A 19758-nucleotide genomic window follows, 5' to 3' on the forward strand; every position below is an offset into this window, starting at 1 on the left:
ACCCATGCCCCCGTCCATAGAAGAGGCCACGCAAGAGACCGTGCGGGCCGCCCGGGCCGCGAGCGACCTGGCACCGCCGGTCGGCGACCCCGCCTACCAGCGCTACTGCCGCGAGCTGGCCGACCGGCTGCGGGCGGACTGGCCGGACATCCTCAAGGCCAACGCGGAGGACGTCGCCACCGCGACGACCCGCGGCCTGCCCGCCACCCTCGTCGACCGGCTCCGCCTGACCGACGACCACCTCGACGTGCTGGAGCGGCTCGCCGCCTCGGTGCACGACGCCCTGCCCGAGGCCACCGCCAAGGGCCCCGAGACACCCATCGGCCGGTGGGGCAGCCGCCGCCAGGTCCCCAAGCCGCTGGGCGTCGTCCTGATGGTCTACGAGGCCCGGCCCACCGTCACCGTCGAGGGCGCCCTGCTCAGCGTCGCCACGGGGAACGCCGTACTGCTGCGCGGCGGCAAGGAGATCGCCGCCACCAACGCCGCACTGGCCGGCACCCTCGCCGCCGCCGCCGAGAGCGCGGGCCTGCCCGCCGGCATGGCCGCCGTGCTCGACGACCCCAAGCGCGCCCAGCTCCGGTGGCTGCTCGGGCAGCCGGACGCCGTCGACGTCCTCATCCCGCGCGGCAGCCCCTCCCTCATCGACTACTGCCGCACGGCGACCTCCATCCCGGTCATCGCCAGTGGCGGCGGCGTCAACCACCTCTACGTCCACCGCAGCGCCGACCTGGAGCTGGCCGCGGCGATCGCCCTCGACAGCAAGCTGTCCGAGCCGACCGCCTGCAACACCCTCGAACTGGCCCTCGTCGACGCCTGCGTCGCCGAGGAGTTCGCCGCCCGGCTGGCCGAGGCCGCGCTCCGCGACGGCCGGCCCACCACGCTCCGCGTCGACCCCACGCTCCTGCCCGTCACCGCCGGCGGAGAGGTCCACGTACAGCCGCTGGAAGCGCACGACCTGGGGCGCGAGTTCCTCGACCCGGCCGTCGGCGTCCTGGCCGTCGACGGGCTCGACGCGGCGGTCCGCCACATCCGCCGGCACGGCTCCGGCCACACCGAGGGCATCGTCGCCGAGGACCCGCACACCATCGACGCCTTCGTCGCCCGCGTCGACGCCGCCACCCTCGTCACCAACGGCTCGCTGCGCCTGCACGACGGCCCGACGATGGAGCTCGGCCCCGAGCTGTCGATCAGCACCGGGCGGCTGCACGTCCGCGGCCCGGTCACCCTGCGCTCCCTGCTCACCCGCAGCTGGGTCGTCTCCGCGCGCGGCACCCTCCGCGACGCGCCGCGATGACGCGGCCCCTCCCGCCCCGAGGCACCCACGGCCCGCCCACAGAAGGACACAACCCAGTGCCGAGCGACACCACCGCCACACCGGACCTCACCTTGATCAGCGCGTCGGTCAAGCGCGTCCTCATCGCCGAGTCCCGGCTCTCCGTCACGCCCGACGCGGTCGCCGACGACGAACCGCTCAACGGCGAGCTGCTGAAGGTCAACTCCCTCGGGTTCCTCGGCATGCTGATCCGGCTGGAGGACGACCTGGGCGTCGAGCTCCCCGACGACCTCTTCGTCGGCCGGACCTTCCACACCGTGCGCGACATCATCGACCTCGTGGCCACCGCCGCCGAGGGGGACGCGTGAGCACCCCCGGCGTCCCGGCCGCCTGGCGCAGCGTCCTGCCGCACCTCGACACCCCACTGCCCGCCGACCTCGCGCCCGAACGCGCCCCCGACGGCTCCGGCGTGCACATCAACCTGCCGCTGGAACTCGTCCGCCAGAGCATCCAGCCGCGCGACACCTGGCCCATCCCGGAGGAGGTCGCCGCCGCCTACCGCTCGTTCCGGCCCACACCGCTGTGGCGGGCCACGGGCTTCGAGCGCGCCATCGGCGCCAAGGTGCCGGTGTACGTGAAGTACGAGGGCGGCAACATCTCCGGCAGCCACAAGCTCAACACGGCGCTGGCCCAGGCGTACTACTACAAACGGGCCGGCATGACCGAGCTGGTCACCGGCACCGGCGCGGGCCAGTGGGGCACCGCCCTGGCCGCCGCCTGCGCGCTGTTCGGCCTGCGCTGCACCGTCTTCATGGTCGGCTCCAGCCTCGACCGGAAGCCCTACCGCGGGGTCCTGATGCGCATGCTCGGCGCCGAGCTGCACGCCAGCCCGAGCTCCCTGACGGAGGTCGCCCGCGCCGACGACGGCACCCAGGGCAACAGCCTCTCGCTGGCCATCGGCGAGGCCGTGGAGTACGCCGCCGGGCGCACCGGCACGGCCTTCTGCATCGGCAGCGGCGAGACGTACAGCATCCTGCACCAGTCGGTGATCGGCCTGGAGGCCCAGGAGCAGCTCGCGGCGCTGGAGTGCGAGGCCGGCACGGTGGTGGGCGCCGTCGGCGCCGGGTCCAACTTCGGTGGCATCGCGCTGCCCTTCTTCGCCGCCGCCAAGGCGGCCGGGACGGCACCGCCCCGGCTGGTCGCCGCCGAGTCCGCCGCCAGCCCCAAGCTCAGCAAGGGCGTCTACGCCTACGACAAGACCGACGCGACCGGCGCCGGCCCGCGCGAGGCGATGTACACCATCGGCAGCGACTACCGGATCCCCGACTCGCACTCGGCCGGGCTGCGCTTCCACGGCGCCGCGAAGGTCATCTCGGCGATGCGCCACGCCGGCCAGGTCGACGCCGTCGCCGTCGGCCAGGTCGAGGCGCTGGAGGCCGGGCGGCTGTTCACCCTGAACGAGATGGTGCTGCCCGCCCCGGAGTCCGGGCACGCGCTCGCGGTGGCCGCGCGGCTGGCGGCCGGTGACCGGGGCGACGGGCGCGGCGTGCTCGTCTGCGTCAGCGGCCACGGCTACCTCGACCTCGGCGCCTACCAGCAGCTCCTGGCCGGCGAACTGTCCGACCCCGATCCGGACCCGGCCGCCCTGCTCGCCGCGACCAGCGGGCTGAAGCGCGCCGGGGACACACCGGTCGGCACCCGACCGGAGGTCCTCGCATGAGCGCCGCCACCACCCACCGCGCCGATCTCCTGGACTGCCTCCAGACCAACCTGGCGCTGCTCGCCGACCAGCACCACGGGCCCGGCACGTCCCTGCGCCTGGGCGCCCGGCTGCGGCTGCGCACCCGCCCCGGGGCCCACGGCCTGCCGACCGTCGAGCCGACCCTGGACCAGCACACGGCCGACGCGTACGAGCTGCTGGGCCTGGCCGTGGCCGGGCACCGCACGGGGGACGCGGGCGCGGCGACCGTCGCCGCCGGCCGGCCGGTCTATGTGGTCGCCGACGCCTTCCATCTGCCGTGGGTGCCCTACTTCGGGCAGAAGCACATCGAGCACAGCTTCCTGGCGGAGGCCACCGACGACGGTGTCGTGATCAGCGACGCCTACCACAACGAGACCCCGTGGGGCCCGGCCAGACCGCTGCGCCGCTCCTACCGCGCGGACGAGCTCGCGGCGATCCTGGCGGGCGTGCCCGGCGGCTTCGAGATCATCGAGTTCGCCCCGGCGCCCCTGGGCCCGGCCCCGGAGCCGGCACGCGAGTTCGATCACCAGGCTGTGGACGACTACGTCCGCGCCTACGCCGAGCACCCCGACCGTGCCGCCGCCCTCGAACAGTTCACGCTGGAGACCTGGCTGCTCGCCCGCTCGCGCAGGCTGCACGCCGCGTACGCCGCCGACCGCGACGGCGCCCCGTCCCCGGCGGTGGACGCCCACCTGGAGGCGTGGAACGCGCTGGTCGAGCACGCCTACCTGGCGTACCGCCGGGTGGCGCGCGGCCGCGCCGAGCCACCCGAACTCCTCGACCGCGCCGCCGAATTGCTGCGCGCCGACACCGTGGTGTTCGCCGAGCCCGCCCGGTCCGGCGGGGGCGCGTCGCGCGACGCCGTACGGGCGGTCGTGGCGGATGTCCTCGACGTGCCCGCGCACCGCCTGGACGCCGAGCCGCTGACCGCGATCCCGGCCTTCGGCTCCTTCCGGATGGTGGAGATCGTCGAGCGCCTGGAGAAGGAGTTCGCCATCGAGTTCGACGCGGGCGACCTCGTACCCGAGAACCTGCACAGCCTCGACTCCCTGTGCGCGCTCGTCGCCGCCGCCGGAAGACCCGACCCCCAGGAAGGAGAGCGCCGTGGCGTCTGACCTCGCCCCCCTGCTGCACGGCCTGCTCGACGACGCCGCGCACGCCCACCCCGACCAGCCGGCCGTCTCCGACCGGACCACCACCCTGACCTACCGCGAACTCGCCGCGGCCTCCCACCGCGTCGCCGCCTGGCTCGACGCGCAGGGCCTCGGCCCCGGCGACCGCGTCGTGGTCGTCTGCCCGCCGGCCGTGCCCGTGGCCGCCCTCGTCTTCGGCGCCGTCCGCCAGGGCGTGGTCTTCTCCGTCCTGCACGAGCAGGTGCGCGGCACGGCCCTCGCCCACGTCCTCGACGACTGCGAACCCGCCCTGCTCGTCAGCGACGACGCGGCGGCCCGGCAGGCCGCCGGGGAGCGCGGCATCCCCGCCCACCCGGTGGACGCGCTCGCCGAGGCCATGCGGTCCGGGTCCACCGACCGGCCCCGGCGCCGTACGCCGCTGCCCGTCGACCCGGTCTGCCTGATCTACACCTCCGGCACCACGTCCCGGCCCAAGGCCGTGGTCAGCACCCACCAGCAGGTCGTCTTCGCCGCGCGGGCCATCCAGGAGCGGCTGGGCTACCGCCCGGAGGACGTCGTGTACTGCCCGCTGCCGCTCTCCTTCGACGTGGGCCTCTACCAGCTCTTCCTCGCCGCGTGCGGCGGTGCGCACGTCCACCTCGGCGACTCCGCGGCCGCCGGACCGCTGCTCGCGCGGAACCTGGCCCGTACGGAGGCGACCGTGCTGCCCGCCGTGCCCGCCGTCGCCGAGGGCCTCGCCCGGCTGCTGCGGCGCGGCACCACCGCGCTGCCCCGGCTGCGGCTGCTCACCAGCACCGGGGCCGCCATGCCCGCCGAGGCGCTGGCCACGCTCCGCGAGCGGCTGCCCGCGCTGCGGGTCCAGCTGATGTTCGGCCTGACCGAGTGCAAGCGCATCTCGATCATGCCGCCCGACGGCGACCTGGAGCGGCCCGGCGCCTGCGGGCTGCCGCTGAGGGGGACCGAGGTCTTCACCATCGACGCGTCGGGCAGGCGGCTGCCGCCCGGTGAGCTCGGCGAGTTCGTCGTGCGGGGCCCGCACGTGATGGCCGGGTACTGGCGGCGCCCCGAGCTGACCGCCGAACGCTTCTTCCGCGACGAGCAGTTGTTCCCGCAGCTGCGGACCGGCGACTACGGCTGGATCGACGAGGACGGCTATCTGTACTTCGACGGCCGCAGGGACGACATCTACAAGGAACGCGGCTTCCGCGTGAGCACCACCGAAGTGGAGTCCGCCGCCCGGCGCGTGCCCGGGGTGGAGTCCGCCACGGTGCTCGCCCCCACGAAGGAACGTTCCGCCGTGCTCGCCGTCACCGGCGACGTCCGGCCCGAACGGGTCCTGGCCGAGATGCGCGAGGAGATCGAGGAGTTCAAGATCCCCCGGCGCTGCGCGGTCCTGCCGGAGTTCCCGCTCAACGGCAACGGCAAGGTCGACCGCAAGGCCCTGGACCTCCTGCTGGGCAGCGAGGCCCTCCATGGCTAGTCCGCTCACCGCCGCCGAACGGGCGCTGCGCACCGTGCCCACCCCGGCGTACGTCTACGACCTCGCGGAGCTGCGCGCCAACCGCGAACGCCTGCGCGCCGCCCTCCCGGAGGCCACCGGCGTCTACTACTCCCTCAAGGCCAACCCGCACCCCGCCGTCCTCGCCGAGCTGCGCCGGGGCGGGCTGCTGCCCGAGGTCTGCTCGCCCGGCGAGCTGGCGGCCGCGCTCGACGCCGGCTGGCCGCCGGACGCGGTGCTGTACACCGGGCCGGGCAAGCGCGACACCGACCTCGCGCTCGCCCTCGACCAGGGCGTACGGCACTTCTCCGTGGACTCCGCCCACGCGCTGGACCAGCTGGAGGCCGCCGCCGGGGCCCGGTCGGCCCGGGTGCGCTGCCTGCTGCGCGTCAACGACAGCCAGCCCGTGCCCGGCCAGGGACTGGCGATGACCGGCGTCACCTCCCAGTTCGGCGTGGACGTCGACGAGGTGCTCGCAGCCCCCAAGGACTTCGCCGGGCGGGATCACGCCGAAGTCGTCGGCCTGCACCTGTACATGGGCACCAACATGAGCGCCGTGGAGGAGCTGCTCGGCCAGTTCGCACACTCCCTGGCCACCGCCGGCCGCCTTCGGCAGGCCCTGGCCGTGCACGGGGTGACCCTGGACGTCCTCGACCTCGGCGGCGGCTTCGGCGCGCCCTTCGCCAAGGACGGCACGGCCCTGGACCTGACGGGGCTGCGCACGGGCCTGGAGGCGCTCCTGGACCGCGAGGCCCCCGGCTGGCGGGACGGCGGCCCGGAGATCGTCTTCGAGTCGGGGCGCTATCTGACCGGCACCGCCGGCACGCTCGTCACCACCGTCCTCGACGTCAAGCGCTCCCACGGCCGCACGGTCGCCGTCACCGACGCCGGGATCAACCACCTCGGCGGCATGTCGGGGCTGCGCCGCCTGCCGCTGCTCAACCCCCTCCTGGTGACCGACGACGAGGCGCCCGGACGCGGCGAGCCGCAGCCGACCGTCGTGGCAGGCCCGCTCTGCACCCCGCTGGACACCTGGAGCAAGAACGCCTCCCTGCCGCCGCTGCGGCCGGGGGACCGGCTCCGCGTCCCCAACACCGGGGCGTACGGGCTCTACGCGAGCCTCGTGGCGTTCCTCGGTCACCCGCTGCCGCTGGAGGCCGTCGTCGACGGCGACCGGCCGCACCACGAGCCGCCCCACCTCACCCGGCTGGAACTGCGCCGGGTGCCCACAACCGATCCGGAAAGGCGCTGACCTCCATGGACACCCGATTCACCGAGATGCTCAAGCCGTTTCTCCCCTTCCTGAAGGACCAGCCCATCACGGACACGACGCCGCTGCGCGATCTCGGACTGGACTCCATGCAGGCCATCGAGCTGATGTTCGCGATCGAGGACACCTTCGGGGTGGAACTGCCCGACGAGGCCCTCAGCGAGCAGACGTTCAGCACCGCCGGGAACCTCTGGCGCACGGTCGCGGCCGCCCTGCCGTCCGGCGAGCCCGGGACGGGCGTCCTCACCGGGGCCGATGCCCAGTGAGCGAGAGCACCATGTCCGACCGGGCGCACCCGAAGCCCTTCGCGGAGGCCGTGGAGCAGGTGCGCGCCGTGGCCGAGAAACACGCCGAACAGACCGATGACAAGGCCGAGTTCCCCGTCGCCGCACTCGATGAGATGCGGCGGCAGCGCCTGCTGGGCCTGCTGGTACCCGTCGAGTACGGGGGACTCGGCGGCACCGTCGACGACATGATCGACGCCGGTATCGCGCTCGGCCGGGCCGACATGTCCGTAGCGATGATCTTCACCATGCACTGCCAGCAGGTCGCGGCGCTCGTCCGCCACGCGGGCCCGAGGCTCGCCGCCGAGCTGCTGCCCCGCGTCGCGGCGGACCAGCTGTACCTCGCCTCGGTCACCACCGAGGCCGGCAAGGGCGGCCACCTGCTGAGCGCGACCTCCCCGCTCGCCGCCGAGCCGGGGACGCTGGTCATCGACCGGACCGCGCCCATCGTCACCGGCGGCCAGTACGCCGACGGCTTCCTCATCACCATGCGCAGCCCCGACGCCGAGGCGGCCAACAGCGTCTCGCTCGTCTACGCCCACCGCGACCAGCTGACCGTCACCTCCTCCGGCGACTGGAACCCGCTCGGCATGCGCGCCAGCCACAGCACGGCCCTCCAGCTCACCGGCCGCGTGCCCGACCACCAGGTCGTCGGCGAGCACGGCGCCTTCCGCGCCGTCGTGCTCGACACCTTCGGCCCGATGGCCCACCTCGGCTGGTCCGCGAGCTGGCTCGGCACGGCCACCGGTGCCCTCTCCCGCGTCCTGCGCATGCTCCGCAGCCCCGCCGGCCGCAAGAGCGCCGACCTCGAATCGGAGCTGCTGCTCACCCGGCTCTCCCGGGCCCGGCAGCGCCTGGACACCGTGCACGCGCTGCTGCGGCACACCGCCGGTGTGGTGCGCGAGGCGGACGGCGGCGACGCCCTCACCCGCCCCTCGTGCCAACTGCTGCTCAACGCCCTCAAGATCACGGCGTCCGAGGAGTGCCACCGCGCGGTCGAGGAGCTCGTCGACGCCGTCGGCCTGCGCCACGGCTACCTCAAGAACTCCCCCACCGGCCTGGAACGCGCCCTGCGCGACCTCCGCTCGGCCCCGCTGAACTACAGCAACGACCGGCTGCACCTCGCGGACGGCTCGCTCGCGCTGCTCGATCCGGGGGTGAGCTATGCCTGACGCCCAGCCGGCGGTCCCCGACATCCCTGACGTCCCCGAGGTCCTCGCCGGGCTGCCGGACGACGCCGACGCCCGGCAGGTCGTCGCGGCCCTGGGTGCCGGGGGGATCCTCGCCGGCCTCTACGCGGACCTGCCCGCCGGGCACCTCCACCCCCTGGCGCTGCGCAGGCTCCTGGCCGGGGCGGAGGCCCGAGGCCGCCAGGGCATCGTCCTCGCCCTGTGCGTCCAGCTCGCCACGGCCGTACCGCTGCTGGCCGACGCCGCCGCCCGCTCCCCGCTGGCCGCCCGGATCCTCTCCGAGGTGACCGGCGGCAGGCGGCTGCTCGCCCTCGCCGCCACCGACGAGGGCGCGGGCTCCGACCTGACCGCCCTGGGCACCGAGGTCGAACTCGGCGAGGAGAAGCTGACCCTGCGGGGCACCAAGCGCTGGGTCACCTCCGCCCTGACCGCGTCGCACGCGCTGGTCCTCGCGCGCCACAAGGAGGGCCGGCACTTCACCAGCTTCACCTGGGTGCTCGTTCCCCTGTCGGCCCCCGGCGTGACCGTACGGCCCGTGGACACCGACCTGTTCGAGGGCGCGGGCCTGGGCCACATCGAGCTCGCGGACGTCACCCTTCCCCGCGACCACCTCGTCGGCCGGCCCGGCATGGGGCTCGCCCTGTTCGCCCGGCACATCGCCACCGAGCGGCTCGCCTCGGCGGCCTGGGCGATCGCCCTGTGCCGCAGGGTCCTCGCCGACACCGAACGGCGCCTTCGCGACCGTACGGTCGAGGGGGAGCCGCTGTCCCGGTCCCCGCTGGTACGCGACCGGCTGGCCGGCTGCGCCGTCGAGGTCACCGCCCTGCACGCCCTGTGGAACCAGCTGAGCCACCGGATCGCGACGGACCGCGACGCCACCGCCGCCGCCCTGCTCAAGGCGGCGTCCGGCACCGCCGTCGACCGCGTCCTCGCCGTGTGCGGCCGCCTCCAGGGCGCCGACGGCTTCGGGCGGGACGGGGTGCAGCGGCTGCGCGCCGAGGCGCAGGTCTTCGGCATCGGCGGCGGGACGACCGAGGTCGTCCTGGGCACCGTGGCCGACCGCTTCGACGCCGTCCTCGACGAGCTCGTGCCATGACCGGACTCCGCTTCGAACCCGCCCCCGGCGTGTGGGTCGCGCTCAGCCACGGCCATCCCGCGCCGGACCGGTGCACCCCCGCCGACCGGGCCGCCGCCGCACGGCTGGCGGAGCCGCGCCGCGCCGAACACCTCGCCGCCCGCGCGCTGTTGCGGACCCTCCTCGCGGAGCGGTTCCCCGCGGCCCGGGACGCCGACGTCGTCCACACCGCCAAGGGCCGCCCCGAGCTGGCCGGTCACCTGGACATCGGCATCAGCGTCACCCACGACGGCGACACCGTCGCCGCCTGCGCCGCGCTCCACCGCACCGTCGGCGTCGATGTCCAGCATCCCCCCGCGACCGTGGCCGACTCCCTGCTGCGCCGGTGCGTCCGCGAGCGGGCCGACGAACTGGCCCGGCTGCCGGCGCGGCGCCGGGCCAGGGAGTTCACCTGGGTGTGGACCGCGCAGGAAGCCTGCGTCAAAGCCGACGGCACCGGCCTGTCCGGCGCCCCCTGGGCCATCGACGTGGCGCCGCTGACGGAGTCCGGCACCTGGGGCCCGTACACCTGGATCACCTTGCGCACCCAGTCGGCCACCCCGCTGAGCTGCGCGTTCACCACTGTGCCGATGCGGCACACACGCCCGGAGGCGGCATGACCGAAGCGCTGGAACTGAGCTGCTACACCGCGAACCTCGTGCACTACCTGGAGCGCGACGAACCCGCCGTCCGGGACACCCTGGCGGCGGAACTCACCCTGTCCGTCCGCACGGACCTGCCCGACGGCACCCTCGCCTTCTCGCACCACCCGCGCGTCGACGCCGCCGCACTCGCCTACCGGTCCGCCCCCGAGTGGCCCGCCGCCCGCGACGCCCTCCAGCGGGAGCTCTCCCGCCACGGCCGCGTCCTCGTCGTCGGCAACACCCTCCACATGCCGTGGTCGCCCTCCCGCCAAAAGGCGGCGACGCCGCACTGGTTCGTGCTCCACGGGCACAAGGGCGGCAGGTGGCTCGCGAAGGACCGCTTCGCCGCCCTCACCCCGCACGGCGAGCAGATCCCTTACGTGGGACCGTTGTCGGACACCGAACTGCGCGACGTCCTCACCCCGCCCGGCGAGGTGCCACCCGAGATCCGCGAGCGCGACCGCTACGCACTCGGCGAAGCCGTCGACCTGCCCCCGTACACCGCCTACCGCTGGCTGGAACGGACGGAGTCCGCGCCTGTCGCCGCACCGGAAGGGACCTGGATACGCGGCCTGCTGCCCGCCCTGGAACACCTCGCCGGCGTCCTCTGCGGTGACGACGCGGCCCTCGCCCGGCACGCCGACGACCTCTGGACGGTCGGCCGCCACCAGTGCTACCGGATCGACCGCCTCACGGCGGCCGGCCGGTGCGACGCCGAAGCGGCCTCCCAGGCGGCCGCCGCCTGGGAGGAACTCCCGCGCGCCGTGCGCTTCGCCGTGGCCTCCGCGGCTCGCGGCAGGCCCCGGCGCGCCCTGGTGGAGAAGACGTTCGGCCAGGTCGTCGACGCCGTCCGGGCCTTGGAGCAGAGGAGCCCGGCCCATGTCGCCTGACCGCACGCTGTACGAGTGGTTCGAGCGCTCGGCGCGACTCCACCCGGCCGCCACCGCCCTTGAGGTGGACGGCGACGCCCTCACCTACGCCGAGCTGGAGGCGCTGTCCGGGCGGCTCGCCGCCCGCCTCGCCACGGCCGCGGGCGGCGAGCTCCCCCGGCGCGTGGCCCTGCTGGCGGCCCGCACGGCCACCGCGTACGCCGGCTACCTCGCCGTCCAGCGCCTCGGCGCCGTCGTCGTCCCGCTGAACCCCGCGTTCCCCGCCGAGCGCAACACCACCATCGCCACCGCCGCCGACGTCGACCTGGTCCTCGCCGACCCGGAGCACGCCGGTGCGGAGATGCCCGTACCGGTGGTGGTGCCCGCTTCCCCGCTCGCCGCCGATCCACCGGCCGGCCGCCGCCCGGAGCCCGGCGACCCCGCGTACATCCTCTTCACCTCCGGCTCCACGGGCACCCCCAAGGGCGTGCCCGTCACCCATCGCAACGCGGCGGCCTATCTGGCGTACGTGATCGACCGGTACGAACTCGGCGTGGGCTCCCGGGTCTCGCAGACCTTCGACCTCACCTTCGACCTGTCGGTCTTCGACCTCTTCGCCACCTGGGGCTCGGGCGCCACCCTCGTCGTCCCCGGCCGCAACGACCTGCTCGCACCGGCCCGGTTCGTCAACCGCGAGAAGATCACCCACTGGTTCTCCGTCCCGTCGGTGATCTCGCTGGCGGCGCGCCTGCGCGGCTTGCCGGCCGGTGGCATGCCGACCCTGCGCTGGAGCCTGTTCTGCGGCGAACCGCTGACCGTCACCCAGGCCGACGCCTGGCGCGCGGCCGCCCCCGGCAGCGTCCTGGAGAACCTCTACGGGCCCACCGAACTCACCCTGAGCTGCGCCCAGTACCGGCTGCCCGCCGAGCGCTCGAAGTGGTGGGAGCCGGCCAACGGCACGGTCCCCGTCGGCGAGCTGTACCCCGGGCTGGAGCGGCTCGTGGTGGGCGAGGACGGGACGGCCGCCGAGGAGGGGGAGCTGTGCGTGCGGGGGGCGCAGCGCTTCCCCGGATACCTCGACCCGCGCGACGACGAAGGCCGCTTCCTGCGGGACGAGGGCGACGGCGTCCGGCCGGTCGGCGCGGGCGAGCCGCTCACCGACCGCGACTGGTACCGCACGGGCGACCGGGTACGCGTCGGCGAGGCGGGCCTGGTCCACCTCGGGCGGCTGGACCACCAGGTCAAGGTGCACGGCTACCGCGTCGAACTCGGCGAGGTGGAAGCGGCGTTGCGCGACCGGCCGGGGGTGCTGGACGCGGTCGTCGTGGCGGTCGAGCAACCGGACGGCGGGCACACGCTGGAGGCCGCCTGCACGGTGACCTCAAGCGGCGTGGAGAACGGCGTCGACACCGGCGCGCTCCTGACGGCCCTGCGCGGCCGGCTGCCCGCCTACATGGTCCCGGCCTCGGTCGCCGTGCTGGAGTCGCTGCCGCTCAACGCCAACGGGAAGGTCGACCGCCGCGCCCTGCGGCAGGCACTCGTCACCGCCCGGTCCCGCACCCGGTGACCGGGCAACCAATGAGGGGGAACAGCATGTCAGCGCACCTGCCGACGGCGGTCGCGGAACGCCGCGGCGTGTCCAGGGACGACTTCCGGGAGGTCATGTCCCGGTTTCCCGCCTGTGTGACCGTGGTGACCGCGTACGAGGACGACCGGCCGGCCGGCTGCACCGCGACGGCCGTGATGTCACTGACGGACAAGCCGCCGAGCATGGCGGTCTCCCTGCACAGCGGCAGCGCCACCCTGCGGCGCGTCGTCGAGGCGGGGACCTTCGCCATCAACGTCCTGCCGGCCCACCAGGGCCATCTGGTCGAGCAGTTCGCGACGGCCGAGGCCGCGCGGCGGTTCGACGGCGTCGGCCACAGCCCGCGCCACGGCGCACCCGTCCTCACGGGGGCGGTGGCGAGCGTGGTGTGCGACGTGACGCACGTGGTGCCGCTGCTGGACCACACCCTGGTCATCGGCGCGGTGGTCCTCGCCGAGGCCGAGGAGGGCGGGGAGCCGCTCGTCCTCTACCGCCGGGCGGGACACCGGCTGGCGAAGTGAGGGGGCCGCTCCCTCACCGGTGCGCGGCGGCGGGGCGGCGCCGGGCCGCGTAGGCGCGGGTCTTGGAGCGGTTCCCGCACACCCGCATCGAGCACCACTTGCGGTTGCGGTTCTTCGTGCCGTCCCAGAAGCACCAGCCGCACGTCGACTCCGGACAGCGCTTGAGCCGGGGGCTCTCGCCCGTACTGACCAGCTCCGCCCAGGCGATGGCGACGGCGGCGAGCGCGTGCCGCACCGGGTCGAGGCCGGGTTCGCCGACCAGCGGCCTGTCGCCGCCCTCCGCGCCGGCCGCGGGCAGTCCGATGCTGACCCGCAGGGGCAGCCCGCGCAGGGCGTCGTTCGCCGCCCGTACGGCCTCCGGGTCCGGCTCGGTGCCCACCGGCACGCCCAGCGCCTCGCGCAGCCCCGCCCGCACGGTGGTGGCCAGGGCGTGCTCGCGCGGGGAGACGGCGACCGGGGCGTCGAGGAGATCGACCGAGGTCAGCCAGGCGGCGAGACCGTCCGGGGTGCTCAGCTCGTCGGTGCCGTCCTCGATGTCGACGGTGTTGACGAACGCCAGCACCAGCTCGCCCTGCCTGGAGAGATCCACGGCAATTCCTCCATCTCACACTGGCTAACGTGCTTTGCTGGTTATATCGTAGCGCCACGCCCCGCGACGGCGGGGCTGCCAGGAACGGAGACCGTGATGACAACCGACGGCGCGCTGTCGAGCGAGCGGGCGCCGGACGTCGGGGCCGCGCCCTTACCCGGACCGCCTTCGCCCTCGCGCGGCATGCGCAACACCTACGTACTCGTGGCGTTCACCGCCCTGACCAATCTGGCGGACGGCGTCACCAAGGTCGCGCTGCCACTGCTGGCGACCCGGGTGACGGACTCGCCGCTCCAGGTGTCGGGCGTGGCGGTCACCCTCACCCTGCCGTGGCTGCTGGTCTCCCTCTACGTCGGCGTCCTCGTCGACCGCTTCGACCGGCGGCGGCTGCTCTGGCTGGCCGACGTTGTCCGCACGGCCTCGGTCCTGGTCCTGCTGGCCGCGATGGCCGCCGACGGCATCAGCATCCCGCTGCTGTACGGGTGCGGCCTGGTGCTCGGCGTCGCCGAAGTCGTCGCGCTCACGGCGGCGACCTCGCTCGTGCCGACCGCCGTGCCCGAGGAGGGCCGCGAGAAGGCCAACGCCTGGGTCGCCGGCGCGGAGACCGTCTGCAACGAATTCGCCGGGCCGCTCGTCGGAGGGCTGCTCCTGGCGGCCGGTGCCGCGGTCGCGCTCGGCACGACGGGCGCCGCCTACGCGGCCGGCGCGCTGATGCTCGTCCTGCTGATCGGCCGGTTCCGCCCGAGCGCCCCGGACACGCCGCGGGCCTCGGTGCACCAGGAGATCGGACAGGGCCTGAAGTTCCTCTGGCACCAGCCCATCCTGCGGTTCATGGCGCTCGCCCTGACCGTCCTGTGCTCCTGCTGGGGCGCGTGGCTCGCCCTGATCCCGCTCGCCGCCACCAAGCTGATGGGGGCCAGCTCCAGTGAGTACGGGCTGCTGCTGAGCGCCCTCGGGCTCGGCGGCGTCGCCGGTGCCCTGACGGTCGGCCGGATCAACCGGGTGCTCGGCCGGCGCTGGGCGCTCTTCGCCGACATCCTCGGCACCTTCGCCATGGTCGCCGTCCCCGTCGTCACCACGTCCGTACCGCTGGTGGCCGTGGCGGCCTTCCTCGGCGGCATGGGCGGCGTGCTGTGGACGGTGAACTCCCGCACGATCAGCCAGTCCCTGGTCCCCGACGCCCTCCTCGGCCGGTACAACGCCGCGGCCCGGCTCTTCAGCTGGGGCGCGATGCCGGTCGGCTCGGCGCTCGCGGGCGTGCTGGCCCAGTGGTTCGGGATGCGGGTCACGTTCGCGGTCTTCGCGGTGATCACGGCGGCGATCGTGCTCCCGTTCTTCCGCTACCTCCCGACGCAGTCCCTGAACCCGGAAGAGCCGAAGGCCGGCGACCTCACGACCGGCGATGTGAAGACCTGACGACGACGTATCGCACCCCTGGGATCTCCGGGACCTCCGGGACCACCGGGATCACTGAAGGAGAGGGAGGACAGAGCCCGCATGGAGATCACACAGGAGTCGCGTCAGGAGACGTGGCTCCGGCACTACAGCCGGAACCCCGCCGCGCGGATGAGGCTGGTCTGCCTGCCGCACGCCGGCGGAGCGCCGACGTTCTTCCGCGACTGGCCGGACCACCTCTCCCCGGAGATCGAGGTCGTCGCCGTCTGCTACCCCGGACGCCAGGAGAGGATCGCCGACCCCTGCATCACGGCCATGCCCGACATGGCGCGCGAACTGGCCGAGGTGCTGTCGTCCTTGGCCGACCGCCCGCTGGCGCTCTTCGGCCACAGCATGGGCGCCACCATCGCGTACGAGACGGCCCGGCTGCTGGAGCACGAGCACGGCATCACGCTCGCGCACCTGATCGTGTCGGGCATCGCGCCCCCGCACCGCCTGGGCCAGGGCACCCTCCACCTCGAAGCGGACGACGTCCTGGCGGAGGCGGTGGTCGAGGCCGGCGCCGGTGACAGCGCCATCCTCGCCCACCCGGAATTCAGAGAACTGCTGCTGCCGGCCATCCGCGCCGATTACCGCCTCATCGAGACGTACCGGCTGACTGGGTCCGCGGAACGGACGCTGACCTGCCCGCTCACCGGTTACCACGGGGTGGCGGACGACGACGCGGTCGCGGGCAGGTTCGAGGAATGGGCCCGCTATTCATCCCGGGCCGCGGCCATCACGTCCTTCCCCGGCGGGCACTTCTACTTGCAGGACAGCGAGAGCGATCTCGTACGCGCCGTCGACAGGCTCCTCGCGAATTCACCCGGTAACTCCGGGGACCGCACGGGCAGCACGGACCGCACGTGCGAATCGAGCGCGGACTCATCGCCGGCCGACTGAGAGAGGATTTCCGCCTGCAATGCGCGGAGCGGCAGCGAGGGTTCGATGCCCACTTCGCTCACCAGCCGGTCGCGCAGCGTCCGATAGGACTCCAGGGCCTGCGCGACACGTCCCGAGCGGTAGAGCGCGACCATGTGCTGCGCCTGGAAATTCTCATGCGTCGGGTACTGCACGATCAGGCTGCTCAGCTCATGGAGCAGCTCCTGGTGCATGCCGAGGCGCAGCTCGGCGTCGATGCACTTCTCCCGGAGCGTGAGCCGCTGTTCCTCCAGCCGGGTGAGGTGCGGCTGGAGCCGCAGGCCGGGGGAGACGTCGGCGAGCACCGGGCCGTGCCAGAGGTCCAGCGCGTCCCGCAGCGCCAGGGACAGCACGCGGTCGTCGCCCGCGGCCTCCGCGGCGCGGACACCGCGCAGCTGCCGTTCGAGGTCGTGCAGGTCGAGCTCGCCCGGCCCGATCCGGAGCGTATAGCTGTGGTTCCCGGTGACGAGGACGCGCTTGACCTCCCGCGGGGTGAGGGAATGCGCGAGGAACTTCCTGATCTGGAGTATGCGGGTGTGAATGCTCTGCAGAGCGGTGGGAGGTGCTTCCTCGCCCCACAACTCCTCGATGCACTGGTATACGGATACGGGTGCGTTTGCATTGAACAGGAACAATGCGAGGAGCTGGCGGGTCTTGGGTGCGGACGGCAGTTGCGGAGAATCATCGTCCAGTACTGCCAATGGACCGAGCACACTGAATTTCATCGATTGCCCTGCGCACCGCTGAGGGGGGTGGATATGATACCCGGAAATAAGGAGGGGAGTGGACCGGAGGTTCTGGAACGTGCCGATGATGCGGACATCGTGCCGCCTTTCGGGCCGTGAAAGAGAAGCGAAGATGACGTCCTCACGTGGAGGACGGAACAGTTCCGTTCAGTCACAGGATCGAGTTGCCACAAGACTAGGCCAAGGCATCACAGCTTGGCAACGGTTTGCCTGAGAGCTCGACTTGTGAATTACCAATTCCGCTTTCCCTTGGCAATGTTGTTGATAAATCAGGCAAGGTATTGCCAGGGGGAGATGGATCGGCTAGGGCACAGGGCCCCCTCATCCGTTCAATCTCTGGGATGCATCGATGCTGGAACAGCCGTTTTTCGGGCGCCGGCTCAAGGCTCTGCGGGCGGAGCGCGGCCTCTCGCAGGCCAAACTCGCCGGTGACGGCATGTCGACCGGGTACGTCTCGCGCCTGGAGTCGGCGGAGCGCCATCCCACGGAGCGGGCCGCGGCCTATCTCGCGGAGCGGCTGGGCGTCCCGGCGTCCGTCTTCGACGAGCCGTTCCGCCCCGCCCCGTGCGGTTCGCTGGCGCAGGCGCTGACGATCGCCGCCTCGGCCGGCACGGACGAGGCCGTCGAGGCCCTCGCCGACGTCCTGCCGCGCACGCGCGAGGAGGACCCCGCCCTGCGCTGGCAGGCGGTCTGGCTGCTGGCGGAGCTGAAGCGGCGGCGCGGCGAGCGCGTCGCCGAGCGGGTCCATCTGGAACAGCTCGTCGAGCTGGGCGACGACGTCGGCCTGACGGAGCTCCAGGTGCGTGCCCTCACCCGGCTGGCCGGCTGCCTGTGCTCGCTCGGCGAGGTGGCCCGCGCTTCGCAGTACGCGGCGACCGCCCACGCCCTGTGCCAGGAGTACCGACTCCCGGACCGCGAGACCTTGGTGGCCCTGCTGACCCTGGTCTCGGTCCAGGTGGAGGCCGGCCGCCTGCGCGACGCCGGCGACCGCGCGGACGAGCTGTGCGCCCTGGCGAAGGGCCAGTCGGACGCCCTGCGCGCCGAGGCCCTCTGGACGGCCGCCGCCGTACGCACCCGCCAAGGCGATCACACCGCCGCCAGGGGCCTGCTGGAACAGGCCCTGTGCCAACTGGACAGCCGGTCGGATCTCACGGCCTGGGTCCGCCTGCGCCTCGCCGCCGCCTCCCTCTACCTGCGGCTGAGCCCCCCGGACGGCGCGGCCGCCCGCATCCGCCTGCGGGAGGCCGAGCACGCCCTCGCCCTCATGGGAACGCCGGACCTCCTCCAGGAGCTCATGTCGCTCCAGGCCCACCTCGCCTTCCACGAGGGCAGGACCGACCAGGCCCGTACCCTCTGCGAACGCCTCAGCCGCGGCGACCTCCACCTCACCTACCGCGACCGCACCCGCCTGGACAGCCTCCACAACCGCCTGCTGATCACCGAAGGCCAGGCCGCCACCGGCGCCACCCGCCTGCTGAACCTCGCCCAGCACGCCCAGGAGGCCGGCAACATGGACCTGGCGGCGGAGATCTGGCGGGTCCTCGCGGAGACCCTCGCCAAGACCCGCACGGCGGGCTGACGCCGGGGGCCGCGGAAGGGCCGCCGGGGAGGGTCGCCGGGAAAGCACAACACCCCTCCACTCGCGTTTCCGCGAATGAAGGGGTGTGCTGGCGGTAGCGGTGGGATTTGAACCCACGGTGGAGTTGCCCCCACACACGCTTTCGAGGCGTGCTCCTTAGGCCGCTCGGACACGCTACCGAGAGAGAGCTTAGCGGACGTTGGGCCGTGCTCTGAAATCGGTTCCCGAGACAGGCCCCGGCGGGGGTCAGCGGGTGCGGAAGAAAGCCGTGAGGAGGGCGGCGCAGTCGTCCGCGAGGACGCCGGACACGACCTCGGGGCGGTGGTTGAGGCGGCGGTCGCGGACGACGTCCCACAGGGAGCCGGCGGCGCCCGCCTTCTCGTCGACCGCGCCGTAGACGACGCGGTCCACGCGGGAGAGGACGATCGCCCCCGCGCACATCGTGCAGGGCTCCAGCGTCACGACGAGCGTGCAGCCGGTCAGCCGCCACTCGCCGACCGCCCGGGCGGCCTCGCGGAGGGCGAGGACCTCGGCGTGCCCGGTGGGGTCGCCGGTGGCCTCGCGCTCATTGCGGCCGCGACCGATGACGGAGCCGTCCGGACCCAGCACCACGGCGCCGACCGGGACGTCGCCGGTGTCCGGGGCCCGTACGGCCTCCGCCAGGGCGGCCCGCATCGGGGCGCGCCAGGGGTCCCGTACGGGGTCGCGTACGGGCTCGGGCCGGGGGGCCGGCCGGCCGGGGACGGCGTCGTTCATCGCACCAGTGTGCGTGACCGCGCCGGGCGGGCCGTCAGCGGACGGCCTCCAGGACTTCGGTGCAGTCGAGCTGGTCCGCGATGAAGCTCAGCGCGTCCCCGTCGAGCGAGCGCAGCTGCTCCTCGCTCACCCCGAGGTCGGCCAGGACCTGGCTGTCGCCCAGCGGCCCGGCCGGCACCGGCTCGGCGGCCTCCCCGGCGGCGGTGTCGTCCTCGTCCGCCTCCGGCTCGCCGTCCTCCGTGCCGTCCAGGTCCGGGAGGCTGTCCAGACCGGTCTCGGCCTCCCGGCCGAGCAGCTCGTCGGCGAGCAGCGCCCCGTAGGCGTTGCGGCTGGCGGCGGCGGCGTCCGAGAGATAGACGCGGGGATCGTCCTCGCCGTCCACCCGGACGACACCGAACCAGGCGTCCTCCTGCTCGATGAGCACCAGGACCGTGTCGTCGTCGACCGAGGACCCGCGGGCCAGGTCGGCGAGGTCGGACAGGGTTTCCACGTTGTCGAGTTCTGTGTCGCTCGCTTGCCACCCGTCTTCGGTGCGCGCGAGCAGTGCGGCGAAGTACACCGTGACTCTCCCACTGGTCATAGGCGGTGCCGGGTCGGACGGGGACCACCCC

General features: G+C 73.7%; 19 protein-coding genes, 1 tRNA gene and 1 pseudogene. 16 read left to right on the top strand and 5 right to left on the bottom strand.

Features of this window, described 5'->3' with window-relative positions:
- Positions 1-4 precede the first annotated feature (4 nt).
- The 13 genes from ACZ303_RS25830 to ACZ303_RS25890 are packed head-to-tail and all read left to right on the top strand — an operon-like array spanning position 5 to position 13122.
- Complete coding sequence (locus ACZ303_RS25830) at positions 5-1294, top strand: glutamate-5-semialdehyde dehydrogenase (protein WP_467342793.1); 1290 nt, start codon at positions 5-7, stop codon at positions 1292-1294.
- A gap of 56 nt (positions 1295-1350) precedes the next feature.
- Positions 1351-1641 (top strand): acyl carrier protein, encoded by a 291-nt coding sequence (locus ACZ303_RS25835; RefSeq protein WP_467342795.1) that lies wholly within the window; start codon positions 1351-1353, stop codon positions 1639-1641.
- A complete protein-coding gene (locus ACZ303_RS25840; RefSeq protein WP_467342797.1) occupies positions 1638-2993 on the top strand; it encodes a TrpB-like pyridoxal phosphate-dependent enzyme in 1356 nt (451 codons plus the stop codon). Before ACZ303_RS25835 ends, ACZ303_RS25840 begins: the two co-directional genes overlap by 4 nt.
- On the top strand, positions 2990-4129 hold the full coding sequence (locus ACZ303_RS25845) for an acyl carrier protein (protein WP_467342798.1): 1140 nt from the start codon (positions 2990-2992) through the stop codon (positions 4127-4129). The genes ACZ303_RS25840 and ACZ303_RS25845 overlap by 4 nt, the downstream gene beginning before the upstream one ends.
- Entirely contained in the window at positions 4119-5627 is a 1509-nt protein-coding gene (locus ACZ303_RS25850; protein WP_467342800.1) for a class I adenylate-forming enzyme family protein, read from the top strand. The genes ACZ303_RS25845 and ACZ303_RS25850 overlap by 11 nt, the downstream gene beginning before the upstream one ends.
- Positions 5620-6897 (top strand): type III PLP-dependent enzyme domain-containing protein, encoded by a 1278-nt coding sequence (locus tag ACZ303_RS25855; protein WP_467342802.1) that lies wholly within the window; start codon positions 5620-5622, stop codon positions 6895-6897. Before ACZ303_RS25850 ends, ACZ303_RS25855 begins: the two co-directional genes overlap by 8 nt.
- A gap of 5 nt (positions 6898-6902) precedes the next feature.
- Positions 6903-7181 carry a phosphopantetheine-binding protein gene (locus ACZ303_RS25860; protein WP_467342803.1) on the top strand — a complete coding sequence of 93 codons (279 nt, stop codon included), beginning with the start codon at positions 6903-6905 and terminating at the stop codon, positions 7179-7181.
- Entirely contained in the window at positions 7178-8371 is a 1194-nt protein-coding gene (locus tag ACZ303_RS25865; RefSeq protein WP_467342804.1) for an acyl-CoA dehydrogenase family protein, read from the top strand. Before ACZ303_RS25860 ends, ACZ303_RS25865 begins: the two co-directional genes overlap by 4 nt.
- Positions 8364-9485, top strand: coding sequence for an acyl-CoA dehydrogenase family protein (locus ACZ303_RS25870; RefSeq protein ID WP_467342806.1), 1122 nt, complete (start codon positions 8364-8366; stop codon positions 9483-9485). The genes ACZ303_RS25865 and ACZ303_RS25870 overlap by 8 nt, the downstream gene beginning before the upstream one ends.
- Positions 9482-10123, top strand: a complete 642-nt coding sequence (locus ACZ303_RS25875; protein WP_467342807.1) for a 4'-phosphopantetheinyl transferase family protein — start codon at positions 9482-9484, stop codon at positions 10121-10123. The genes ACZ303_RS25870 and ACZ303_RS25875 overlap by 4 nt, the downstream gene beginning before the upstream one ends.
- Positions 10120-11037, top strand: coding sequence for a hypothetical protein (locus ACZ303_RS25880; protein ID WP_467342809.1), 918 nt, complete (start codon positions 10120-10122; stop codon positions 11035-11037). The genes ACZ303_RS25875 and ACZ303_RS25880 overlap by 4 nt, the downstream gene beginning before the upstream one ends.
- Positions 11027-12583 (top strand): amino acid adenylation domain-containing protein, encoded by a 1557-nt coding sequence (locus tag ACZ303_RS25885; RefSeq protein WP_467342810.1) that lies wholly within the window; start codon positions 11027-11029, stop codon positions 12581-12583. Before ACZ303_RS25880 ends, ACZ303_RS25885 begins: the two co-directional genes overlap by 11 nt.
- Before the next feature lie 26 nt (positions 12584-12609).
- Complete coding sequence (locus tag ACZ303_RS25890; protein ID WP_467342812.1) at positions 12610-13122, top strand: flavin reductase family protein; 513 nt, start codon at positions 12610-12612, stop codon at positions 13120-13122.
- A 13-nt stretch (positions 13123-13135) separates the two neighbouring features.
- On the opposite strand, the gene ACZ303_RS25895 is transcribed toward ACZ303_RS25890, so the two are convergent.
- The gene (locus tag ACZ303_RS25895) at positions 13136-13711 is read right to left on the bottom strand and encodes a CGNR zinc finger domain-containing protein (protein WP_467342814.1); all 576 of its coding nucleotides are present in this window, start codon (positions 13709-13711) and stop codon (positions 13136-13138) included.
- Positions 13712-13807: 96 nt separating this feature from the next.
- Between ACZ303_RS25895 and ACZ303_RS25900 the strand changes: the two genes are divergently transcribed.
- Together ACZ303_RS25900 and ACZ303_RS25905 are read left to right on the top strand one after the other, a co-directional pair.
- Positions 13808-15127: an MFS transporter gene (locus tag ACZ303_RS25900; protein ID WP_467342815.1), complete on the top strand. Its 1320-nt coding sequence runs from the start codon at positions 13808-13810 to the stop codon at positions 15125-15127.
- An 81-nt stretch (positions 15128-15208) separates the two neighbouring features.
- Entirely contained in the window at positions 15209-16048 is an 840-nt protein-coding gene (locus ACZ303_RS25905; RefSeq protein ID WP_467342816.1) for a thioesterase II family protein, read from the top strand.
- A 14-nt stretch (positions 16049-16062) separates the two neighbouring features.
- Here the strand turns inward: ACZ303_RS25905 and ACZ303_RS25910 are convergent.
- Positions 16063-16791, bottom strand: a pseudogene (locus ACZ303_RS25910) (AfsR/SARP family transcriptional regulator); the annotation flags it as partial.
- 370 nt (positions 16792-17161) lie between these two features.
- Here ACZ303_RS25910 and ACZ303_RS25915 point away from each other — a divergent pair.
- Positions 17162-18391: a helix-turn-helix domain-containing protein gene (locus ACZ303_RS25915; RefSeq protein WP_467342817.1), complete on the top strand. Its 1230-nt coding sequence runs from the start codon at positions 17162-17164 to the stop codon at positions 18389-18391.
- A gap of 89 nt (positions 18392-18480) precedes the next feature.
- Here the strand turns inward: ACZ303_RS25915 and ACZ303_RS25920 are convergent.
- The 3 genes from ACZ303_RS25920 to ACZ303_RS25930 all read right to left on the bottom strand — a co-directional run bounded on the left by ACZ303_RS25920 (position 18481) and on the right by ACZ303_RS25930 (position 19727).
- Positions 18481-18570: transfer RNA gene (locus tag ACZ303_RS25920), tRNA-Ser, on the bottom strand.
- A gap of 67 nt (positions 18571-18637) precedes the next feature.
- Positions 18638-19147 (bottom strand): tRNA adenosine(34) deaminase TadA, encoded by a 510-nt coding sequence (tadA, locus tag ACZ303_RS25925; protein WP_467342818.1) that lies wholly within the window; start codon positions 19145-19147, stop codon positions 18638-18640.
- 34 nt (positions 19148-19181) lie between these two features.
- Positions 19182-19727 carry a tRNA adenosine deaminase-associated protein gene (locus ACZ303_RS25930; RefSeq protein ID WP_467342820.1) on the bottom strand — a complete coding sequence of 182 codons (546 nt, stop codon included), beginning with the start codon at positions 19725-19727 and terminating at the stop codon, positions 19182-19184.
- Positions 19728-19758 lie beyond the last annotated feature (31 nt).

The organism is Streptomyces sp. NPDC023527 (assembly GCF_055560115.1).

Excerpts from the sequence above, each read along its gene's own strand:
- ACZ303_RS25885 (WP_467342810.1), top strand. The coding sequence starts at position 11,027 with ATGTCGCCTGACCGCACGCTGTACGAGTGGTTCGAGCGCTCGGCGCGA.
- ACZ303_RS25860 (WP_467342803.1), top strand. The coding sequence starts at position 6,903 with ATGGACACCCGATTCACCGAGATGCTCAAGCCGTTTCTCCCCTTCCTG.
- ACZ303_RS25900 (WP_467342815.1), top strand. The coding sequence starts at position 13,808 with ATGACAACCGACGGCGCGCTGTCGAGCGAGCGGGCGCCGGACGTCGGG.
- ACZ303_RS25845 (WP_467342798.1), top strand. The coding sequence starts at position 2,990 with ATGAGCGCCGCCACCACCCACCGCGCCGATCTCCTGGACTGCCTCCAG.
- tadA (WP_467342818.1), bottom strand. The coding sequence starts at position 19,147 with ATGAACGACGCCGTCCCCGGCCGGCCGGCCCCCCGGCCCGAGCCCGTA.
- ACZ303_RS25905 (WP_467342816.1), top strand. The coding sequence starts at position 15,209 with ATGGAGATCACACAGGAGTCGCGTCAGGAGACGTGGCTCCGGCACTAC.
- ACZ303_RS25830 (WP_467342793.1), top strand. The coding sequence starts at position 5 with ATGCCCCCGTCCATAGAAGAGGCCACGCAAGAGACCGTGCGGGCCGCC.
- ACZ303_RS25930 (WP_467342820.1), bottom strand. The coding sequence starts at position 19,727 with ATGACCAGTGGGAGAGTCACGGTGTACTTCGCCGCACTGCTCGCGCGC.
- ACZ303_RS25880 (WP_467342809.1), top strand. The coding sequence starts at position 10,120 with ATGACCGAAGCGCTGGAACTGAGCTGCTACACCGCGAACCTCGTGCAC.
- ACZ303_RS25915 (WP_467342817.1), top strand. The coding sequence starts at position 17,162 with ATGCTGGAACAGCCGTTTTTCGGGCGCCGGCTCAAGGCTCTGCGGGCG.
- ACZ303_RS25855 (WP_467342802.1), top strand. The coding sequence starts at position 5,620 with ATGGCTAGTCCGCTCACCGCCGCCGAACGGGCGCTGCGCACCGTGCCC.
- ACZ303_RS25875 (WP_467342807.1), top strand. The coding sequence starts at position 9,482 with ATGACCGGACTCCGCTTCGAACCCGCCCCCGGCGTGTGGGTCGCGCTC.
- ACZ303_RS25890 (WP_467342812.1), top strand. The coding sequence starts at position 12,610 with ATGTCAGCGCACCTGCCGACGGCGGTCGCGGAACGCCGCGGCGTGTCC.
- ACZ303_RS25870 (WP_467342806.1), top strand. The coding sequence starts at position 8,364 with ATGCCTGACGCCCAGCCGGCGGTCCCCGACATCCCTGACGTCCCCGAG.